Origin of the sequence: Paenibacillus sp. TAB_01 (assembly GCF_043945595.1) — a bacterium.
Classification (GTDB): domain Bacteria; phylum Bacillota; class Bacilli; order Paenibacillales; family NBRC-103111; genus Paenibacillus_S.
Window position 1 is genome coordinate 4118000 of the sequence record NZ_JBIFNP010000001.1, and the last position, 17655, is coordinate 4135654.

General features: G+C 52.2%; 15 protein-coding genes and 5 pseudogenes. 2 read left to right on the forward strand and 18 right to left on the reverse strand.

What is annotated here, in order from left to right; genetic code table 11:
* Nucleotides 1-261: 261 nt before the first annotated feature.
* Complete coding sequence (locus tag ACHHV8_RS19915) at nucleotides 262-1353, reverse strand: prephenate dehydrogenase (RefSeq protein WP_395160895.1); 1092 nt, start codon at nucleotides 1351-1353, stop codon at nucleotides 262-264.
* Nucleotides 1354-1408: 55 nt separating this feature from the next.
* Nucleotides 1409-2509, reverse strand: a complete 1101-nt coding sequence (gene hisC, locus ACHHV8_RS19920; protein ID WP_395160897.1) for a histidinol-phosphate transaminase — start codon at nucleotides 2507-2509, stop codon at nucleotides 1409-1411.
* Nucleotides 2510-2757: 248 nt separating this feature from the next.
* Between hisC and ACHHV8_RS19925 the strand changes: the two genes are divergently transcribed.
* The gene (locus ACHHV8_RS19925; protein WP_395160899.1) at nucleotides 2758-3093 is read left to right on the forward strand and encodes a DUF2642 domain-containing protein; all 336 of its coding nucleotides are present in this window, start codon (nucleotides 2758-2760) and stop codon (nucleotides 3091-3093) included.
* A gap of 118 nt (nucleotides 3094-3211) precedes the next feature.
* On the opposite strand, the gene trpA is transcribed toward ACHHV8_RS19925, so the two are convergent.
* The 9 genes and pseudogenes from trpA to aroC all read right to left on the reverse strand — a co-directional run bounded on the left by trpA (nucleotide 3212) and on the right by aroC (nucleotide 12443).
* The gene (gene trpA, locus ACHHV8_RS19930; protein ID WP_395160901.1) at nucleotides 3212-4021 is read right to left on the reverse strand and encodes a tryptophan synthase subunit alpha; all 810 of its coding nucleotides are present in this window, start codon (nucleotides 4019-4021) and stop codon (nucleotides 3212-3214) included.
* Nucleotides 4008-5214: pseudogene (gene trpB / locus ACHHV8_RS19935) on the reverse strand (tryptophan synthase subunit beta). The gene trpA and the pseudogene trpB overlap by 14 nt, the downstream one beginning before the upstream one ends.
* On the reverse strand, nucleotides 5211-5975 hold the full coding sequence (locus tag ACHHV8_RS19940; RefSeq protein ID WP_395160903.1) for a phosphoribosylanthranilate isomerase: 765 nt from the start codon (nucleotides 5973-5975) through the stop codon (nucleotides 5211-5213). The pseudogene trpB and the gene ACHHV8_RS19940 overlap by 4 nt, the downstream one beginning before the upstream one ends.
* 5 nt (nucleotides 5976-5980) lie before the next feature.
* Nucleotides 5981-6779 (reverse strand): annotated as a pseudogene (gene trpC / locus ACHHV8_RS19945) (indole-3-glycerol phosphate synthase TrpC).
* Entirely contained in the window at nucleotides 6769-7809 is a 1041-nt protein-coding gene (gene trpD / locus ACHHV8_RS19950; protein ID WP_395160905.1) for an anthranilate phosphoribosyltransferase, read from the reverse strand. The pseudogene trpC and the gene trpD overlap by 11 nt, the downstream one beginning before the upstream one ends.
* A gap of 99 nt (nucleotides 7810-7908) precedes the next feature.
* The gene (gene trpE, locus ACHHV8_RS19955) at nucleotides 7909-9441 is read right to left on the reverse strand and encodes an anthranilate synthase component I (RefSeq protein ID WP_395160907.1); all 1533 of its coding nucleotides are present in this window, start codon (nucleotides 9439-9441) and stop codon (nucleotides 7909-7911) included.
* A gap of 299 nt (nucleotides 9442-9740) precedes the next feature.
* A complete protein-coding gene (aroH, locus tag ACHHV8_RS19960; RefSeq protein ID WP_395160909.1) occupies nucleotides 9741-10118 on the reverse strand; it encodes a chorismate mutase in 378 nt (125 codons plus the stop codon).
* Nucleotides 10119-10121: 3 nt separating this feature from the next.
* On the reverse strand, nucleotides 10122-11216 hold the full coding sequence (gene aroB, locus ACHHV8_RS19965) for a 3-dehydroquinate synthase (protein ID WP_395160911.1): 1095 nt from the start codon (nucleotides 11214-11216) through the stop codon (nucleotides 10122-10124).
* Nucleotides 11217-11278: 62 nt separating this feature from the next.
* Nucleotides 11279-12443 (reverse strand): annotated as a pseudogene (aroC, locus tag ACHHV8_RS19970) (chorismate synthase).
* Between the two features lie 106 nt (nucleotides 12444-12549).
* Here aroC and ACHHV8_RS19975 point away from each other — a divergent pair.
* Entirely contained in the window at nucleotides 12550-12744 is a 195-nt protein-coding gene (locus tag ACHHV8_RS19975) for a hypothetical protein (protein WP_395160913.1), read from the forward strand.
* Here the strand turns inward: ACHHV8_RS19975 and ACHHV8_RS19980 are convergent.
* The 7 genes and pseudogenes from ACHHV8_RS19980 to ACHHV8_RS20010 all read right to left on the reverse strand — a co-directional run bounded on the left by ACHHV8_RS19980 (nucleotide 12741) and on the right by ACHHV8_RS20010 (nucleotide 17642).
* Nucleotides 12741-12905, reverse strand: coding sequence for a hypothetical protein (locus tag ACHHV8_RS19980; RefSeq protein ID WP_395160915.1), 165 nt, complete (start codon nucleotides 12903-12905; stop codon nucleotides 12741-12743). The genes ACHHV8_RS19975 and ACHHV8_RS19980 overlap by 4 nt on opposite strands.
* Nucleotides 12906-13046: 141 nt before the next feature.
* Nucleotides 13047-13826, reverse strand: a complete 780-nt coding sequence (locus tag ACHHV8_RS19985; protein ID WP_395160917.1) for a CheR family methyltransferase — start codon at nucleotides 13824-13826, stop codon at nucleotides 13047-13049.
* Between the two features lie 15 nt (nucleotides 13827-13841).
* Nucleotides 13842-14291: a nucleoside-diphosphate kinase gene (gene ndk / locus ACHHV8_RS19990; protein WP_395160919.1), complete on the reverse strand. Its 450-nt coding sequence runs from the start codon at nucleotides 14289-14291 to the stop codon at nucleotides 13842-13844.
* Between the two features lie 57 nt (nucleotides 14292-14348).
* Nucleotides 14349-15321: pseudogene (locus tag ACHHV8_RS19995) on the reverse strand (polyprenyl synthetase family protein).
* Nucleotides 15318-16211: pseudogene (locus ACHHV8_RS20000) on the reverse strand (menaquinone biosynthesis protein). Before ACHHV8_RS20000 ends, ACHHV8_RS19995 begins: the two co-directional pseudogenes overlap by 4 nt.
* The gene (locus ACHHV8_RS20005; RefSeq protein ID WP_395160921.1) at nucleotides 16141-16773 is read right to left on the reverse strand and encodes a UbiX family flavin prenyltransferase; all 633 of its coding nucleotides are present in this window, start codon (nucleotides 16771-16773) and stop codon (nucleotides 16141-16143) included. Before ACHHV8_RS20005 ends, ACHHV8_RS20000 begins: the two are co-directional and overlap by 71 nt.
* Complete coding sequence (locus ACHHV8_RS20010) at nucleotides 16770-17642, reverse strand: UbiA-like polyprenyltransferase (RefSeq protein ID WP_395160923.1); 873 nt, start codon at nucleotides 17640-17642, stop codon at nucleotides 16770-16772. The genes ACHHV8_RS20005 and ACHHV8_RS20010 overlap by 4 nt, the downstream gene beginning before the upstream one ends.
* Nucleotides 17643-17655 lie beyond the last annotated feature (13 nt).

Genomic DNA, 17655 nt, shown 5'->3' on the forward strand with positions numbered 1-17655 from the left:
GATGTTCTTACTACTATTGTACGTTAGGCTATCCCGAAAAGAATAGCAGAACAAAAAAATACCACCTTTATACAAAGGTGGCTGCACAATCTTGTGCGATTATTCGGATAGGAGTGGAGAGAAACCATACTGTACTTTTATTATATGTATACGGTTACAAAATGTCAATGGTTTTTTTGAAAACGGTTTCGTTGAGATTATTAAAAAGCCGGGCTCGTACAAAAAGCGATCCATCGCCAATCTTGTACGAGCCCGGCCTATTTACACCTGGACGGCGTAGTTCTCTTTTTTCAGCAGCTCGATGGCTTTATCCATATGACCTTCGTCTCTAAACGACAGCCTCAGAGCGCCGAGAATGTTTTCACGGCTCTCAATGATATGGATGTTACTGAGGTTCACGTTATGATTGCCCAGCAGCATGGTGATCTGGCCGATAATGCCCGGGTGATCCGGCACATCCACATACACCTCGTACACCGATGTGAGAATCCCCTTCCTCCGCTCCGGCAGGCTGCTGCGGAATTCGCTTGCCGTCCGGAACTGCTCCTGGATCCCTTCCCCGTCGGAGTTCTTAAGCAGCTCGATAAATTGGGCTACTTCTTCATTCCAATCGGCAAGCAGCTTGAGCATGACTTCCCGATTATTGATCAGGATATCCCGCCAAATAATCGGATCGCCGGAGGCGATTCTCGTAATATCCCGAAACCCGCCTGCGGCGAGATTTTGATACAGCGAGTTCGCTTCATTATATTTGGCGATCTGATTAACCAGAGCAACCGCAATGATATGCGGCAGATGGCTTATCGCACCGACAACATCGTCATGCAGCCGCGGGTTCACTTTGACCAGAATGGCCCGGGTCGATTGGAGAAGCTCCGTTAAACGCCCGTACACTTCCTCAGGCGTTGTCTCGTCAGGAGACAGAACATAGTAAGCATTCTCAAACAGCTGGGAAGTCGCCGCTTCTACGCCTGATTTCTCCTTGCCTGCCATAGGATGTCCGCCAATAAAGAAGGCGTCCTTCAGCTCGAGCTTGGCCGCGCATGCGGCAATGGAAGCTTTGGTGCTGCCGACGTCCGTAATAATGCAGCCCTGCTTCAACGGAAGCCGGGACAATTTGAGCAAATATTCCTCGAGATTGCCAACCGGAACGCACAGGAAGATAAAATCCGCGTCCTGCACTGCTTCTTCCATAGAGGTCGTCGCATGGTCCACTACGTTACGCTTCAAATATTTCTGTACCGATTGAGGGCTGTTCGAATGACCGACGACGGTTACCCCCGGCTTGCCTTTAAAGCAAAGAGCGAGCGATCCGCCGATCAAGCCAACGCCGAAAATTGCAATTTTTATCATTCGAAGGTTCCTTTATCTCATTATTATCCCAAGCGCATCTATTGCTTATTGGGAATTATGCCTCGACAGGCACCTCATTCAAAGCTTTTTCAAGTGCGGCAACGAATTTTTCGTTTTGCTCCTGGCTGCCTACGGTCACGCGGATCTTGGTAGGCTCGCCCCACCCTGCATCATGACGGATAATAATGCCTTTGCGCAGCAGCGAATCGAATACCTGTGCGCCGGGACGCTGAACGTCGACCATCATGAAGTTTCCATGAGCCGGGTAAAAGGACAGCTGCAGTCTATTGAACTGCTCGGACAAGTAAGCGATTCCTCGCGCATTCGCATCGCGGCAATCTTCAATGAACTGATTGTCCTTCAAAGCCGCCAGTGCGGCTTTTTGTGCAAAACCGGTCGTGTTAAACGGTTCACGGACCTGATTGATCGAGCGAATGACGTCCGCATGGCCGATCCCATAACCGATACGAAGCGTTGCAAGACCGTAAATTTTAGAGAATGTACGCAAAATAATGGCATTTTTAAATTCATTTACAAGCGCGATGCTGTCAGGATATTCTCCCGAAACATTGTACTCGGCATAAGCCTCGTCCAAAACAACAAGCACATGCGGAGGCACTGCTTTAAGGAAATCCGATACTTCCTGGTGGGAATGCATCGTCCCCGTAGGATTGTTCGGGTTGCACAGCCAGACGATTTTGGTCCGCTCGTTAATTTTGGCCAGCATGGCAGGAAGATCGTGCGCGCCGTCCTTCAACGGCACTTCAATGCATACTGCGCCTTCAATCTCGGCATTGTGCTTATATTGAGGGAATGTGGTGGTAGCCATAATCGTTTCGTCGCCCGGAACGAAAAAGGCACGTGCCAGCATCAAAATAATTTCGTCAGAGCCCGCGCCGAAAATGACTTGATCGGTATGGACGCCGAAGTGCTCGGCCACCGCGTTGGTCAGCTCCACGGCTCCTCCGTCCGGATAAATGCTGGTTTGATCGACATGCGCAATAATAGCTTCCTTGGCTTTAGGCGAGCAGCCGAAAGGATTCTCGTTGGAGGCAAGCTTGATGACTTCCGTCAAGCCCAGCTCACGTTTGACTTCTTCCATAGGTTTGCCAGGCTTATAGACCGGCAGGTGGATAATATTTTTCTTCGGTTGCACCCAGGTCACCTCATTCATGATTGTTATTGTCGGATTCTAGCTAGTTCCCTATTAAATTGTCGCACAACGGCGACTTCTGTTCTTGCATTATTCTACCTTATTTATATAGCATATTCAAACCACTATTTTTCACAGATCAGCCGAAATCGCAGGAGCTTCTTCTTCAAATCGTGCCGGATTCAAGGCATAATCAGCATCCGGCGGCAATACACTTAGACAAATTGGATTCGGAAGGCGTGATGGAATATATGAATGGTTATGGAGCGCATCCAAACCAGGCTCAGAAACCGATTGACCAATCTGCCTATGTCGGACAAATGCCCGCCGTGCACAGCCCCATCGTTCCTATCAGCGGAGTGCCTCAGCCGAATCTGTATATGACCCTGCTCGATCCCGTTTTTCTCCAGCATATCAGCAGGCATCAAGGCCAGCAGATCGCATTGATGACAACTGCGGGGCGGCTGCAGGGCCAGCTTGCAGGCGTAGGCGCGGACCATGTACAGCTCAACCTGGAGGATCGTTCCCTTCATATTCGAATCCAGCATATCGTTTATTTCGAAGGGCCTTTGGCCTCCTACCGTTGAACGTTGATCGATGACCAATAATTCTGCTGCCCTTGTTCCAAGGCCGTCTAGCTAAAATTCCATGAGGACGCTGAAAAAACAAACCCCGTCAACCTATAGGTTAGCGGGGTCTCTTTCATTACCCTATTAACTGCCGTACAAATTGGTCAATCTGCGAGAGCGCCTGCGGGCGCGTCGAATCGTTCTCGAACAGCGGAAGCACTTCTTCCACCTGGCGAACCAAGGCGCTGCCTACGACCACGCCGTCGCAAGAAGTCGCAAATCTCGCAAATTGCTCATGCGTAGATATTCCGAAGCCAACCGCGATCGGCAGATCGGTAGAAGCCTTCACCGTTTGAAGGAAATCGTCGATGCCGCTGTGAAATTCGCTTCTTGTTCCCGTTACCCCGAGTGAAGAAACACAGTACACAAAGCCGGAGGCTCTGCCGACGATACGTTTGATCCGGTCATTGGAAGTTGGTGCGACAAGAGGAATTAAGTGAATATCGTTCTTTTCCGCCATTTCACGAACCTCGGCGTCTTCCTCCATCGGCAGGTCAGGAATAATCAAACCGCTGATACCGCTCGCCTTCAGCACTTCAAAAATCCGCTCCAGGCCGTACTGCAGCACCGGATTATAATAAGTGAACAAGATGAAAGGAAGCTCGCTGCCCTCGCTTCTTGCCTGCCGCGCCGTATCCATGACGTCCTGGATCGATACTTGATGCTGTTTCAGCGCCCGCTGCGAGGAGCGTTGAATGACAGGGCCGTCCGCCAATGGATCGGAATAAGGCACGCCCAGCTCCACCATGCTCGCGCCGGAGGCTTCCAGCTGCTTAATAATATCAATGGAGGTGCGTACGTCCGGATCGCCGATCGTAAGAAAAGGAATAAAGGCAGGCTGCCGGCTTTGCTTCAGCTCGGCGAACTTTTGATCAATGCGATTCATTCGGCGTACCTCCCAAATATTTCATAATGGCTTCCACGTCTTTATCGCCGCGGCCCGACAAGCTGACCACAATAACTTCGTCCTTGCCCATCGACGGCGCAATTTTCATTGTCTGAGCAATCGCATGAGCACTTTCCAGCGCTGGAATAATGCCTTCCGTACGACTCAGCAGCTGCAGCGCCTCCAGCGCCTCTGCATCCGTAATCGGATAGTACTCCGCACGGTTCGTATCTTTCAGATACGCGTGCTCCGGTCCGATGCCCGGGTAATCCAGCCCTGCGGAAATCGAGTGAGCTTCCTGGACTTGTCCGTATGCATCCTGAAGCAAATAGCTCATCGAACCCTGGAAGACGCCATGGCTGCCTTTGGTCATCGTCGCGGCGTGCTTGTCCGTATCAATACCGCTGCCTGCCGCTTCCGCGCCGATCAGGCGGACGCCCTCATCGTTGACGAACGGATAGAAAATCCCGATAGCGTTGCTTCCGCCACCGACAGCCGCAACAATCGTATTCGGAAGACGCCCTTCGAGCTCCAGAATCTGCTTGCGGGATTCATCGCCGATAATACGTTGAAAATCGCGCACCATCATCGGATACGGATGAGGTGCCCGTGGCCGACCCGAGAATATAGAACGTGTCGTCCACATGGCTGACCCAGTAACGAAGCGTTTCATTACATGCGTCCTTCAGCGTTTTGGTTCCCGAAGTAACCGGAACGACCTCGGTCCCCAGCAAATTCATGCGAAACACGTTTAGCTGCTGACGCTTGGTATCCTCTTCGCCCATGAATACCTTGCACTCGTAACCGAGCAAAGCGGCCACGGTTGCCGTAGCGACACCATGCTGTCCGGCTCCTGTTTCGGCAATCAGCTTCTTCTTGCCCATCCACTTGGCAAGCAGGCCTTGCCCCAGCGCATTGTTGATTTTATGAGCGCCGGTATGGTTCAGGTCCTCGCGCTTCAAATAAATTTTGGCTCCGCCCAGATGCTTCGACAAGCGCTCGGCATAATACAACGAAGTCGGTCTGCCCGAATAACGGTGGAGCAAATATTTCAGCTCTTCCTGAAATTTCTCTTCCTTCGAAAATTTCTTGTAAGCCTCTTCCAGCTCGATTAACGCATTCATTAAAGTTTCGGGAACGTAACGTCCGCCGAATTTACCGAAACGACCTAATTCATCAGGTACCTGATTCATGTATGCTTCACCCTTTCGACAAAGCTAGTAATTTTCTTCACGTCTTTGATGCCTTCCGTTTCAACGCCGCTCGATACATCTACACCATCCGGAATATAGGCTTCGACAAGCTCTTCTACATTATCCGCCTGCAGGCCGCCGGCGACAAGTAATTTTATTCCCGCTTCGCTGCACCACCGCCGATAAGGCGGAATGGCGTCCCACGCGAAGGTCTGCCCTGAGCCGCCGCCGTAAACCGGATCATGCGTATCCAGCAGGATCGCATCGACTACGGATCGGTATGGCTCCAGAACAGCCGCGACAGCCCGCTCCGCTTCGCCGGCAAGGCCATCCTCCTTAGCAGGAGCAAAATTCTCCTTGCCTGATTCCGGGCTTCCGGCTTCCTTTTCCCCGCTATGCTGTGCTTGCGTTACGGAGATCACCTTCCACACCTGAACGCCCGGGAAGGTTTCTTTGATCCATGCGCACAGCTCCGGGCTTTCCTTGCTGTGCAGTTGAATGACATCAAGCCTCGCCACCTGCATTAACGCTGCAAGCTGCTCCCGCTCCGGCTCGACAAACACACCAACAGAAAGCGGAGTCTGCAGCCCAGACTCCCGCCGCTGCTCCAGAACGCGTGTCATTTCAGCCGCCTGCTGCGGCGTCACCTGCCGCTTGCTCTTCGCAAATACGAAGCCGATATGATCAATCGGCAAATGAAGGATGGAGCGCAGCGTTTCGGGCTCGCGCAGTCCGCATATTTTTACCGTAGCTGCCGTCATCGCTCTTACCCCTTCGCAGCGTATTGGCCCAGCAGATCGTGAACCGCCTGCTCAACGACCGGCTGGCGCATAAAATGCTCGCCAATCAGCACGGCCTTCGCGCCGATGGATTGCAGATACTCTATTTCGGAAGGCCGGGAAATACCGCTCTCGCTGACTACCGTCACGTCCTTCGGAATATAGGAGATCAGCTCCTCCGTCGTTTTCAGATCAGTGACGAACGTTTTGAGGTTGCGGTTGTTGATCCCGATCAGCTTCGCATCCAGCTCGAGAACGCGGTTGCAGCTCTTCCTTGTCATGCACCTCGATCAGCACGTCCAGACCGATGCTTCTTGCTTCCGCGGAAAACTGCTTCAGCTGATCCGTTGTCAGAATAGCCGCTATCAGCAGCACCGCATCCGCCCCGATGCAGCGGGCTTCATAGATTTGATGAAGATCTATCGTAAAATCTTTGCGCAGAATCGGCACCTTGACAGCTTCGCGCACCTGGCTTAAGTAGTCGTTCGAGCCTTGAAAATAATCGACGTCAGTCAGTACGGAGATACAATCCGTTCCCGCACGTTCGTAGGCCTGAGCCAAACGGACAGGCTCGAAATCCTCGCGGATCAGCCCTTTGGACGGAGACGCCTTCTTTACCTCCGCGATGAGCCCCATAGGGCGGTTACGCCGGGAAGCCAGCGCGCTCTCAAAGCCCAGGCACGAAGGCAAGGAGGCGATGCTCTTCTCCATAGCCGCCATGCTGCGCTGTTCTTTCAATACAGCAACCTCGCGCTGCTTGGTATCTACAATTTTATCAAGAAACATGTCTGATTTCTCCCGTACATTGGACTAGCTCCTGCAGCTTCGACAGGGCCTGCTTCGAATCGATTACATGGGCGGCATACTTCACGCCTTCCTGCAGTGTTCCGCATTTGCCTGTTACATAGAAGCAGGCGCCTGCATTAGCCAGCACAACATCGCGGCAAGCGCCGGTTTCGCCCTGGAAAATGCCGCGGATAATTTCCGCGTTCACAAGAGGATCTCCGCCGACAACTTCCTTAATGCTGTAGGTTTTCAGACCGAGCAGATCCGGCGTAATATCATAGGTCATAATATCGCCGTTCTTCAGTTCGGTCACCTGGGTCGCATCCGAGATGCTGATCTCGTCCAAGCCGTCATAGCTGGCCAGCACCAATGCGCGTTTAACATTCAGCGCCTGCAGAACGTGGGCCATCGTCTCCGTCTGGCTGCGATCGAAAATGCCAAGCACCTGACGGTCTGCGCCTGCCGGATTCGTCAAGGGCCCCAGCAGGTTAAACACCGTGCGGACCCCGAGCTCCTTGCGCGGGCCGGCCGCATGCTTCATCGACTGGTGAAACCGCTGTGCGAACATAAAGCAAATGCCTGCCTGCTCCAGACATCTTGCCGCCTGAATTTCATCCAGCTCAATGTTGACGCCGAGCGCTTCCAGCACGTCCGCGCTGCCGCTTTTGCTCGACATCGCCCGGTTCCCGTGCTTCGCCACTCGAATGCCGCCTGCAGCCGCAACGATAGCGGAAGCCGTGGAAATGTTAAAGGTATCCGCGCCGTCTCCGCCTGTGCCGCAAGTATCGAGCAGGTCATTCTGCTCCGTGTGCACCCGGTTCGCCTTAAGACGCATCGCTTCGGCAAAGCCGGTAATTTCCTCTATCGTTTCCCCTTTCATCCGGAGCACTGTAAGAAAGCCTCCGATTTGGGCAGGGGTTACCGTTCCATCCATAATTCTGGTCATGACCTCGCGCGCTTCCGGACGGGTCAAATGCTGATTTCCGATCAATTTCTGAATAGCTTGCTGTACTGTGATTGCATTGTCCATGTGTTACTGCCTCCCCATAAAATCTTGAGCAGCCGGCCAAAAGCTCCGAAGCCGAAGCGAAGCGGCTGTTGGAACGAATATATGTTCGTTGATGAAAGATTAATAGTCGTGGTTTATCGCGTGAGCATACGATTTTTGTTCAAAGACACGTTCCGCCGTACGAATCGCCTTGAGCATACCGGTCGCCTTGTTGATCGTTTCCTGGTATTCGCTCTCCGGCACGGAATCCCACACAATTCCTGCACCGGCTTGAACGTAAGCCTTGCCGTTTTTGAAAATAATCGTCCGGATCGTAATGCACGTATCCAAATTGCCCGAAAAACCGAGATATCCGATCGCCCCCGCATAGGCGCCGCGCGATTCGTTCTCCACTTCCGCTATAATCTCCATCGCTCTCAACTTAGGCGCTCCCGAAACGGTTCCCGCAGGAAGGCAGGACAAGAAAGCGTCGAAGAAGTCTTTATCCTTGGCAATTTTGCCGGAGACGTTCGATACAATATGCATCACGTGAGAATACTTCTCAATCTGCATAAACGTATCGCACTTAACCGTACCGAATTCGGATACGCGGCCGATATCGTTGCGTCCCAAATCGACGAGCATCAAATGCTCCGCGCGTTCCTTCTCATCCGCAAGCAGCTCCAGCTCGTAAGCCTGATCCTGCTCCGGCGTTTTGCCGCGGGGACGCGTTCCGGCGATCGGGCGGGTCTCCACCTTCTCGTCCTCTACCCTAACAAGAAGCTCCGGGGAAGTACCGACGATAACTTCGTCGTCCATTTTCAGGCAGTACATGTAAGGGGACGGATTCAAGGTGCGCAAAATGCGGTAAACATGGAGCGGAGATACGTCCGTTGCAATTTCAAAGCGCTGCGACAGCACGACTTGAAAAATATCGCCTGCCCGGATATACTCCTTCGCTTTCTCCACGTTGCCGATAAACTGCTCCTTCGTCAGGTTCGACTTTACATCGCCGAGCTCTACATCGGCTGGAATCGGCTGCTGCGCCATGGACAACGCAGGCAAAGGCCGCTTCAGCCGCTCAATCGTCTCTTCGATCTTGGCGCAGGTTGCGTTGTAAGCTTCAACAATCTGTGCATCCGTGCCGTGAAGAGGAACATGAACGTTCGCTATAATTTTCAATTGCTGCTTAAAGTGATCGAATACGATTACCTGGTCGCAGAACATAAATTGAATATCGTTCATTTGCAAATCATCTACCCGATGCGCGGGCAGCTTCTCATAATACTGCAGCAGGTCGTAGCCGAAAAATCCTACCGCCCCCCCTGTAAACCGGGGCAGCTCCGGCAGCGAGGGGCTTGTATAAGTCCGCAGATAACCTTTCAGCACGTCGATCGGCTTCTCCGAAGACTGCGTCGTTTCGTGTTTACTCTCGACCTTCGTCACACCGTTTTTGGCGGTTATCATTAAGAAAGGATCCGTTCCGATAAACGAGTAGCGGGCCCATTTCACTCCGCCCTCCACACTTTCCAGCAGGAAAGCGCGGTTCTCCTGGTAAAAATGCTGGAACACCCGAATCGGCGTCTCCGTATCGGCCATCAAGGTCCGGGCAACAGGGATCAAATTGTACTGCTTCGATAACCGTATAACTTCTTTCGCTTCCGGTGTGTACATAGACAACTCTCCTCTTCTCGTCTCAAAATTACCTGTTCTGTCTCTTGGTTCGTCATACAGCCCTATAAATAAAAAAACCTCTACGTCAAAGTAGAGGTGGTTTCGCAGATGATCATTACCGTAACAGTCCCCATGATATGCCGGAAAAAGACAATATCAAATAAACATAAGTGCACTTCCTATCCATGCACGGGGATCTGGAGGTTCTCTCGGCTCTTCTCAACTCTGCTCAACTGTACTGCTCACTCTACTCGGCTCAACTGATCTTATAACTCACTACTGTAACTATACTATTAGTCTTATGATTTTGTCAATTTGGATAAATCGGGACGCAGGCGCATCGCTTCTTTCAAATAAACGTGAACGATCTCATCCTGTTTTTTCTCCGAATTTACCATGAGCATGAAGCGAATACAGTTCGATAACGCTCCAACCACCGGTACCTCAACGGAGCACATCAGTGGAACCAGCTCATAGCCCGGCAATTGACGGATGGCGCTGGCGGGAAAGGTTGCCGTCAGATCCGGCGTAACAGTGATGAACACGCCGCCGATCTCGTCGGGAACGATACCGTTCTGCTCAATAATCTGATGCCACAGCTCCAGCGTTGCCGCCAAAATCTCGTCTTTATCATTCTGTTCTACGGTTGTCGCACCGCGTATGCCTCGAACAAACATCGGTTAAGCCTCCTGTTTCAGTTCTTCAACGACTTCTCTGACCCAAGCTGAAGATACCTGCTTGTTAATCTCCACCTTGCCGATTTCCGTTGGAATGATAAACACCATCGTGCCTTCCATAAACTTCTTATCATGCAGCATGGCTGACATAATCTCATCCGTATCCAAATGCGCCGGCAAGCGGGTAGGCAGCCCGTAGGCCTGCAAAATCCGTTTGGTCACCGTATAGATATGTTCCGGATGTCCTAACCTTACAGCGAGCTTTGCCGATCCTACCATCCCGATCGAGATGGCTTCGCCGTGCAGCAGCTCATTGAACCCGGCTACAGCCTCCAGCGCGTGCCCGATCGTATGGCCGAGATTGAGAATCGCGCGAAGCCCGTTCTCCTTCTCATCCTGGGATACGACAATCGACTTCACCTTACAGCCCGTGTATAGGCCGTACTGCAGAGCCTCTTGATCAAGCGAGAGCAGCTTGGCAGCATTCGCCTCCATCCAATCGACGAAGGCGGCGTCCCAGATCAAGCCGTGCTTGATCATCTCGGACAAGCCTGCCCGGACATCGCGCTCGGGCAAGGTCCGGAGCGTGGCCGTGTCGTACACGACCATCTCCGGCTGGTGAAACGCGCCGATAATGTTTTTGGCCAGCGGATGGTTGACCGCGACCTTACCGCCTACGCTGCTGTCATGCGCAAGTATCGTCGTAGGAACTTGAACGAAGCGGACACCGCGCATGTAGCTTGCCGCCACGAAGCCGGCCAGATCGCCGACGACGCCGCCGCCGAGGGCGACAACGGTCGATTTGCGGTCGAGCCCTGCTTCCAGGGCTGCAGTAATCACATTTTCCAGCACGCCTAACGATTTCGACTTCTCGCCGGAAGCTACTACATAGGACGCTACCTTGTAGCCTGCCTCCTGCAGCTTGTTCACCAGCGGCTCCAGATGATGCTTGGCCACAGACTCGTCCGTTACTACCAGGATAGGGGACGCTTTGCCGATTCCATGCTGCGTAAACAGCGAACCGATCTTAGCCAAAATGCCTTCCCCTATATAAATCGGGTAAGACCGTTCGCCTAAATCCACTTTAAGTTCTCTCATCCGTTCCGACACTCCTTGTACATTGATAGGGTAAGTGTGTGTTCACTAGATTCGGCAGAGACTTAATAGTTCTTCACTTGCTCCAGGAAGCTGTTGTAATTGTTGCGGATTTCCTCCAGCGAATCGCCGCCGAACTTGTCCAGGAACGCATTCGCCACTTCCCAAGCCACGATGTTCTCCATAATAACGCCCGCGGCCGGTACAGCACATGTATCGGAACGCTCTACCTGAGCCGTAAACGCTTCTTTGGTATCGATATCGACGCTTTGCAGCGCTTTATACAAGGTAGAAATAGGCTTCATAACGCCGCGGACCACGATCGGCTCACCGGTCGTCATTCCGCCTTCAAAGCCGCCTGCGCGGTTCGAAGCGCGTTTAAATCCGTTCGCCTCATCGTATAAAATTTCGTCGTGCACTTTAGAGCCGCGCAGCTTGGCCGCTTCAAAGCCGATCCCGATTTCACAGCCCTTGAACGCTTGAATCGAGAGCACGGCCTGCGCAATACGTCCGTCCAGCTTGCCGGTCCCACTGTACGTGGCTTCCCAAGCCGACCGGCACGCCTTCGATCACGCATTCCACGATACCGCCCAGCGTATCTCCGTCTTCTTTGGCCGCGTCGATCGCGGCGATCATCCGCGCTTCCGCTTCTTTATCAACGACACGCAGCGGAGACTCTTCGGTAATCCGGATCAAGTCTTCAATCGGCAGCTCTTGGCGTTGAACCTCCACTTCGCCGATACGAACGACTTGGCTTGCCACTTTAATGCCAAAGGCAGCCAGCAATTGACGCGCCACTGCGCCTGTCGCTACACGCATCGTCGTTTCTCTTGCGCTTGAACGCTCCAGAATGTTGCGTAAATCTCTTTGATTGTATTTCAAGCCGCCGTTCAGATCGGCATGACCCGGACGCGGACGGTTTACCCGGCGCTTGGTCTCGTCATTGCCTTCAATCGGCTCGATATTCATAACGCTGGTCCAGTGCTTCCAGTCATTGTTCTCCACCACCAGCGCGATCGGAGCGCCTGTCGTTTTGCCGTGTCTGACTCCGCCTACAATGTTAGCGGTATCTTTCTCAATCTGCATGCGGCGCCCGCGGCCGTAGCCCTTTTGCCGGCGTCCCAGCTGAAAATTTATCTCTTCAAAATCAATCGTTACATTGCTTGGAAACCCTTCAATGATCGCAGTCAGCTGCGGACCATGCGTTTCGCCTGCCGTTAAGTATCTCACTTGGTTGTCCCCTTTCGTCCTATCCCCAAAAGCACACGCCACTAAACTATACGCTTTAGCGCTTTTATGTACTCCATTCTTGTAATTATAGTATAGGTGCCACCGTTTGACAAGAAACGAGACAACGAAAATAACCCCTCAAAGGCTGATCTTGACACCGGTGCCGATTCAGGTGCTTCACGTGAACTCCCGAATGGTTACGCAGGCTAAGTATAAAAAAAGACGCGCAGCTGGCGGCCTGAAGAGCCGCAGCGGCGCATCCTTTCAAGTTCTTCTTTCCATTACCAAGCTTCGCTTCTAGCCGTTGACTGACTGCTTGGGATAAGCTCTAGCCCCTTCAGACGACTCCGGCTCGTTCACCATTCCCATAATTTGCATCGAATCGATGCCCAGAATTTGGGCGCATTCCTGAATGGTAATAAACCCTCTGCGGTATGCCATTATGACCTTCCTCTTATCCATTAAGTCCTCCTAAGGTTCTGCAGCGCAAGACCGGTTTCCCAAGAAGAAACCAGGCTTTGGCAAGCAAAACAAACTTCGCCATCGCGGTTTAGGCTCTACTCCCCTTAGTATTGGAAAGGATGGAAAAGGTTATACCCCGAGTCAGCCTTTTTTCATATAAAAGAACGTTTCAGCCGGCTCCAGCTGATATTGGCCGGGCGAGAAGATCTGCTCCGTGCTGCCGACAAACAGAATGCCGCCGGGCTTGAGGGCGTTCGCAAATTTGTGATACAACAAATGCTTGGCTTCCTCGGTGAAATAGATCATGACATTCCGGCAGACAATGAGGTCGAACTGCGTATCGAACGTGTCGGTCAACAGGTTTTGCTTTTGAAACCGGATCGCCCGCTTCAGCTCGTCGGCAATGTGATAAGTGAGATTGTCCTGGCGGTAATATTTCTTCAAATAGTTCGCCGGCACGTCTCTGACGGAACGGTCGGAATAGACGCCCGCCTTGGCCTTTGCGATCGCACCGTCATCAATATCCGTGGCAAGCAGGTACGTTTCCTGCAAAGCCTTCAGTTCGTTCAAGATCATAGCCAAGGTATAGGGCTCTTCCCCCGTAGAACAAGCAGCGCTCCATACCTTCAGCCTGCGGCTGCTGCGAAGCATCTGCGGAAGAAACGTTCTCTCCAGCACTTCCCAGCGGTTCGGGTTGCGCCAAAACTCGGACACATTGATTGTCATTCGGTCTAAAAATTCATAAAATAAGTTCTTGTCCTTCGTCATCGCATCGAAAAAAGCGGCGAACGTATCGTAGCCTTTTTTGGTACGAAGCGTGGTTAAGCGGCGTTTCATCTGGGCTTCCTTGTACTGAGCCAAGTCAATGGACGTATAGTCCTTCACCTTTTTGATGAAAAGCAGAAAATCCTTATCCTCCATGAAGCTATCCCCGCCTTAAATCCACTGTTGAATCACTTTCGTATAGGATACCAGTTCTTGATCGTTGAAAAAGTTTGCGATTTCGCGGCGCGCGCTCTCCGGAGAGTCAGAGCCGTGAATCAGATTAAAATTCGTATGTATGGCGTAATCGCTGCGGATCGTGCCCGGAGCTGCGTCCAATGCGCTTGTTTTGCCGATCATGGCTCTGGACAAAGCGATCACTTCGTCCCCCTCCCATACCATCGCAAACACGGGTCCCGAGGTAATGAAAGTGACGAGCCTTTCGTAAAAATCCTTTCCCAGATGCTCCGCGTAGTGAAGCTCCGCCTGTTCCTTCGATAGCTGCAGCAGCTTGGCGCCAACCAGCTGAAATCCCTTTTGCTCGAAGCGTTTAACGATCTCGCCGATCAAACCGCGCTGAACGCCGTCGGGCTTGACCATAAGAAAAGTGCGTTCCTTACTCATCCTTCATTCCTCCTTTGATGTAAAATATATCATAACGTTCGTGTGTCGAACAGTATTTTAGTAGGAGCGGTTGCCGATAAAGTGGGCTACGCCGATCAAGTCTTTTTTCGCTTGAATATCAGGGACACCGTCCAATGCGGCAATCGCTTTATCGATATAGCGGGATGCAAGCTGCTCCGCCAAAGGAATGCCGCTGCTGCCGCGGATCATATCGATAAACCGGCTGACATCCGTCTGTCCGTCCGTCTCCTGAATGCGGCGAAGCTCCGTCAGCAGCGGCTGGCGCAAATGCGGCTCCCGGAGGGCGAAAATGACGGGAATCGTAATATTCCCCTGCTTGATGTCACTGCCTGGCGGCTTTCCGATTTCTTTCTCCGTTCCGCATAAATCAAGCAAGTCGTCCCGCACCTGGAAGGCCATTCCAACATTATAGCCGAATGAGTACAGCCGCTTGGAGATGGCATCGTCCGCGCCGGAGGCAATAGCCCCCAGCTGACAGCTGATCGCTATCAACAGCGCCGTTTTCCGTTTGATCCTTAACAAATAATCGCGCACGGACTGCTCGGCATGGAAGAAAAAGCGGATTTGCTCCATCTCCCCAATGCTCATTTCCACAATCGCCTTGGACAAAATCTGGTGTACCACGGGATTCGGAAGCTGAGTCACCACGCTGAGCGCCTTGGCAAAAATATAGTCTCCCGTATACATGGCAATCCGGTTGTCCCATTTCGGCCGACCGTCAGCTGTCCGCGCCGGGTTAGAGCGTCGTCAATAACATCGTCGTGCACCAGCGACGCCATATGTATAAGTTCCAGGGGCCCGCCACATGCTTGATTTTATCCAGATCATACGTCCCGAACTTGGCGCCCAGCAGGACGAATACGGGCCGTATACGTTTGCCTCCCGCTTTCAACAAATGAAGCGAAGCTTCCCTCAGCAGCGCATGATCGCTGTCGATGCTCCGTTCCAGCTCCTTCTCGATGTACGAGATGTCTTTTTTTAGTTTTGCGTACAAATCAATCAGTTTCATTCCGTCACCTGTGTCACAGTTTTATCGTTCCATAATTGAATGGGCACTTCTTTATCCAGGAAGCCGAGCTCCCATGCATAACGGTAGTAAAGCTGCAGCCCCGCCCACTGATCCGGACCGAACTCGTAGATCAAAGTTGAAAAATAACGCTGCCAATACTCCGCAGATCCGCCTAACAGCTTCCGGGCGTCATGAGCCAGCGGAACGACATCCTCCAGCGACCTGCGCTTGCTCTCGACAAAAGCTTCATACAGTCTCCGCACCCGCTCCGGCTGCTCTTCAACGAGCTGCTTGCGGATAGCGCAAACCGCAAACGTAATCCAGTGACCGGTTCACTTCGTCCACTCGTGCGCCAAATCAGTGACCATCCAGCCATGCTCTTCCCAGCTTGCTTTGATCGCATGATCCCCGATCAGCAGCGCGGCATCGGATGAACGCATCATATCCTCCAGAACCGGCGCTGCATCATGATACACGGGCTTCAGCTTGTAAAACTTCTCCAAAATAATTTTAAGCAGATTGACCGAAGTGGCGGAGGTTGTAGGCAGCGCGATTGTCGCTTCCCCCAGCTCTTCCAGCGGCTTGCGGTGGAACAGCAGAATAGACTGCACTTGATCGTAAGCGCTGACCGATAAATCGGGAAACAGCATATATTGCTCGAAATTCGCCCCGTAAGCGAATGAGGAGATGGGCCCGATATCGATCTCTCCTTTTGCCATTGCCGCATTCAGCTGCGTAGGCACCTGGGTGATGACTTCGAGCTCTCCTGCAAAACGCTCCATAGGGAAATAATAAAACAGCGGCCACACGTTGGTAAAATCAATCCGGCCGATGCGAACCGGCCTGTGCATGCTGCTCATCGGTACTCCCCCATCTTTTGTACAATTCATGCTCCACCCGCATGTTGTCCAGCACTTTGCCGACCATAAAATCAACCATATCCTCCAAGGTTTGAGGGCCTTGATAAAATGCAGGCATGGCGGGAACGATCTTGACACCCAGCCGGGCCAGCTTCAGCATGTTCTCAAGGTGGATCGCATGCAGCGGCGTTTCTCTTGGAACCAGAAGCAGCGGCCTGCCTTCTTTGAGCATTACATCCGCCGTGCGCTCCAGCAAATTATCGGAGGCGCCGCTCGCGATACCGGACAGCGTTCCCATAGAGCAGGGAATAATGACCATCCCTTCCGTACGGAAGGAGCCGCTTGCGGTGCTGGCGCCTATATCCTGTATCGGATGATAAGTAAACGTGCCGCCTAGGCAGCCGAACTGAGCTTCCAGCGTTTCTTTGCGCCGGGATACATCCCAGCCCAGCTCCTCCTTCAGCACGCGCCAGCCTGCATCGGTAATCAGCAGGTGGATGTTCAGCCCTTGAGAAAGCAAATAACGGCAAAGGCGTACGCCGTAAGCCGCGCCGCTGGCCCCCGTTATTCCTACGACCCAAGGCTTGCTCATTTGTGAAGCACCACCAAATCAATCAGTGTAAATACAAGAACCGTAATGCTCAAAATACTGTTCAGCGTAAAGAAAGCCGTGTTGACACGCCGCAAATCCTTTGGATTGACAATCCAATGCTCGTAAAACAAAAGCGCCAGCGCAACAACGACTCCAATAAGATAAAGCCAGCTTAACTCCGTCAAATAAAACAACGTAAGAAAACCGACGGCCGTAATCCCATGGAACCATTTCGCCATACGCAGCGCGCCTGTAACGCCAAAGCGGCTTGGGATCGAGTGCAAGCCTTCGTTGCGGTCAAAATCGATATCCTGTGTCGCATAAATAATATCGAAGCCGGCTGTCCAGAAAGCGATTGAAATATAGAATACAAGAGCCGGCAGGGTAATGCTGTTCGTAACCGCTACCCATCCGCCCAAAGGCGCAAGGCCGATCGTCATGCCCAGAATGATGTGACAAGCCCATGTAAAACGCTTCGTATACGAATAAAATACAAGAAAAAATACAGCTACCGGAAGCAGTTTTACCGCAAGCGGGCTCAAGTTGAATGCCGCCCAGAACAGCAATGTGAAGGAAATCACAATAAATATAATAGCCTCTTTAGACGAAATCAGACCTGCCGGAATGGCTCTCATCGCTGTCCGCGGGTTTTTGGCGTCCATGACTTTATCGATAACACGGTTCAGTCCCATGGCGGCGCTTCGCGCACCGACCATCGCCATAATAATCCACCCGATTTGGCCCCAGGTCGGCAGCTTGTGAAAGACGACCATCGAGCCGAGCAGAGCCCCCATAAAAGCGAAAGGCAATGCAAACAAAGTATGCTCTACCTTAATCATTTCCAGAAATACCTTCATTTTCTTTAACATGGTTTCACTCCCA

Bases quoted from the DNA above. Each gene is read 5' to 3' on its own strand.
- trpD (WP_395160905.1), bottom strand. From the start codon at position 7,809: ATGGACAATGCAATCACAGTACAGCAAGCTATTCAGAAATTGATCGGA.
- trpA (WP_395160901.1), bottom strand. From the start codon at position 4,021: ATGAATCGCATTGATCAAAAGTTCGCCGAGCTGAAGCAAAGCCGGCAG.
- trpE (WP_395160907.1), bottom strand. From the start codon at position 9,441: ATGTACACACCGGAAGCGAAAGAAGTTATACGGTTATCGAAGCAGTAC.
- ACHHV8_RS19940 (WP_395160903.1), bottom strand. From the start codon at position 5,975: ATGACGGCAGCTACGGTAAAAATATGCGGACTGCGCGAGCCCGAAACG.
- ACHHV8_RS20005 (WP_395160921.1), bottom strand. From the start codon at position 16,773: ATGAGCAAGCCTTGGGTCGTAGGAATAACGGGGGCCAGCGGCGCGGCT.
- ACHHV8_RS19925 (WP_395160899.1), top strand. From the start codon at position 2,758: ATGAATGGTTATGGAGCGCATCCAAACCAGGCTCAGAAACCGATTGAC.
- ndk (WP_395160919.1), bottom strand. From the start codon at position 14,291: ATGAGTAAGGAACGCACTTTTCTTATGGTCAAGCCCGACGGCGTTCAG.
- ACHHV8_RS19985 (WP_395160917.1), bottom strand. From the start codon at position 13,826: ATGGAGGATAAGGATTTTCTGCTTTTCATCAAAAAGGTGAAGGACTAT.
- aroH (WP_395160909.1), bottom strand. From the start codon at position 10,118: ATGTTTGTTCGAGGCATACGCGGTGCGACAACCGTAGAACAGAATGAT.
- ACHHV8_RS19980 (WP_395160915.1), bottom strand. From the start codon at position 12,905: ATGGATAAGAGGAAGGTCATAATGGCATACCGCAGAGGGTTTATTACC.
- ACHHV8_RS20010 (WP_395160923.1), bottom strand. From the start codon at position 17,642: ATGTTAAAGAAAATGAAGGTATTTCTGGAAATGATTAAGGTAGAGCAT.
- aroB (WP_395160911.1), bottom strand. From the start codon at position 11,216: ATGAGAGAACTTAAAGTGGATTTAGGCGAACGGTCTTACCCGATTTAT.
- ACHHV8_RS19915 (WP_395160895.1), bottom strand. From the start codon at position 1,353: ATGATAAAAATTGCAATTTTCGGCGTTGGCTTGATCGGCGGATCGCTC.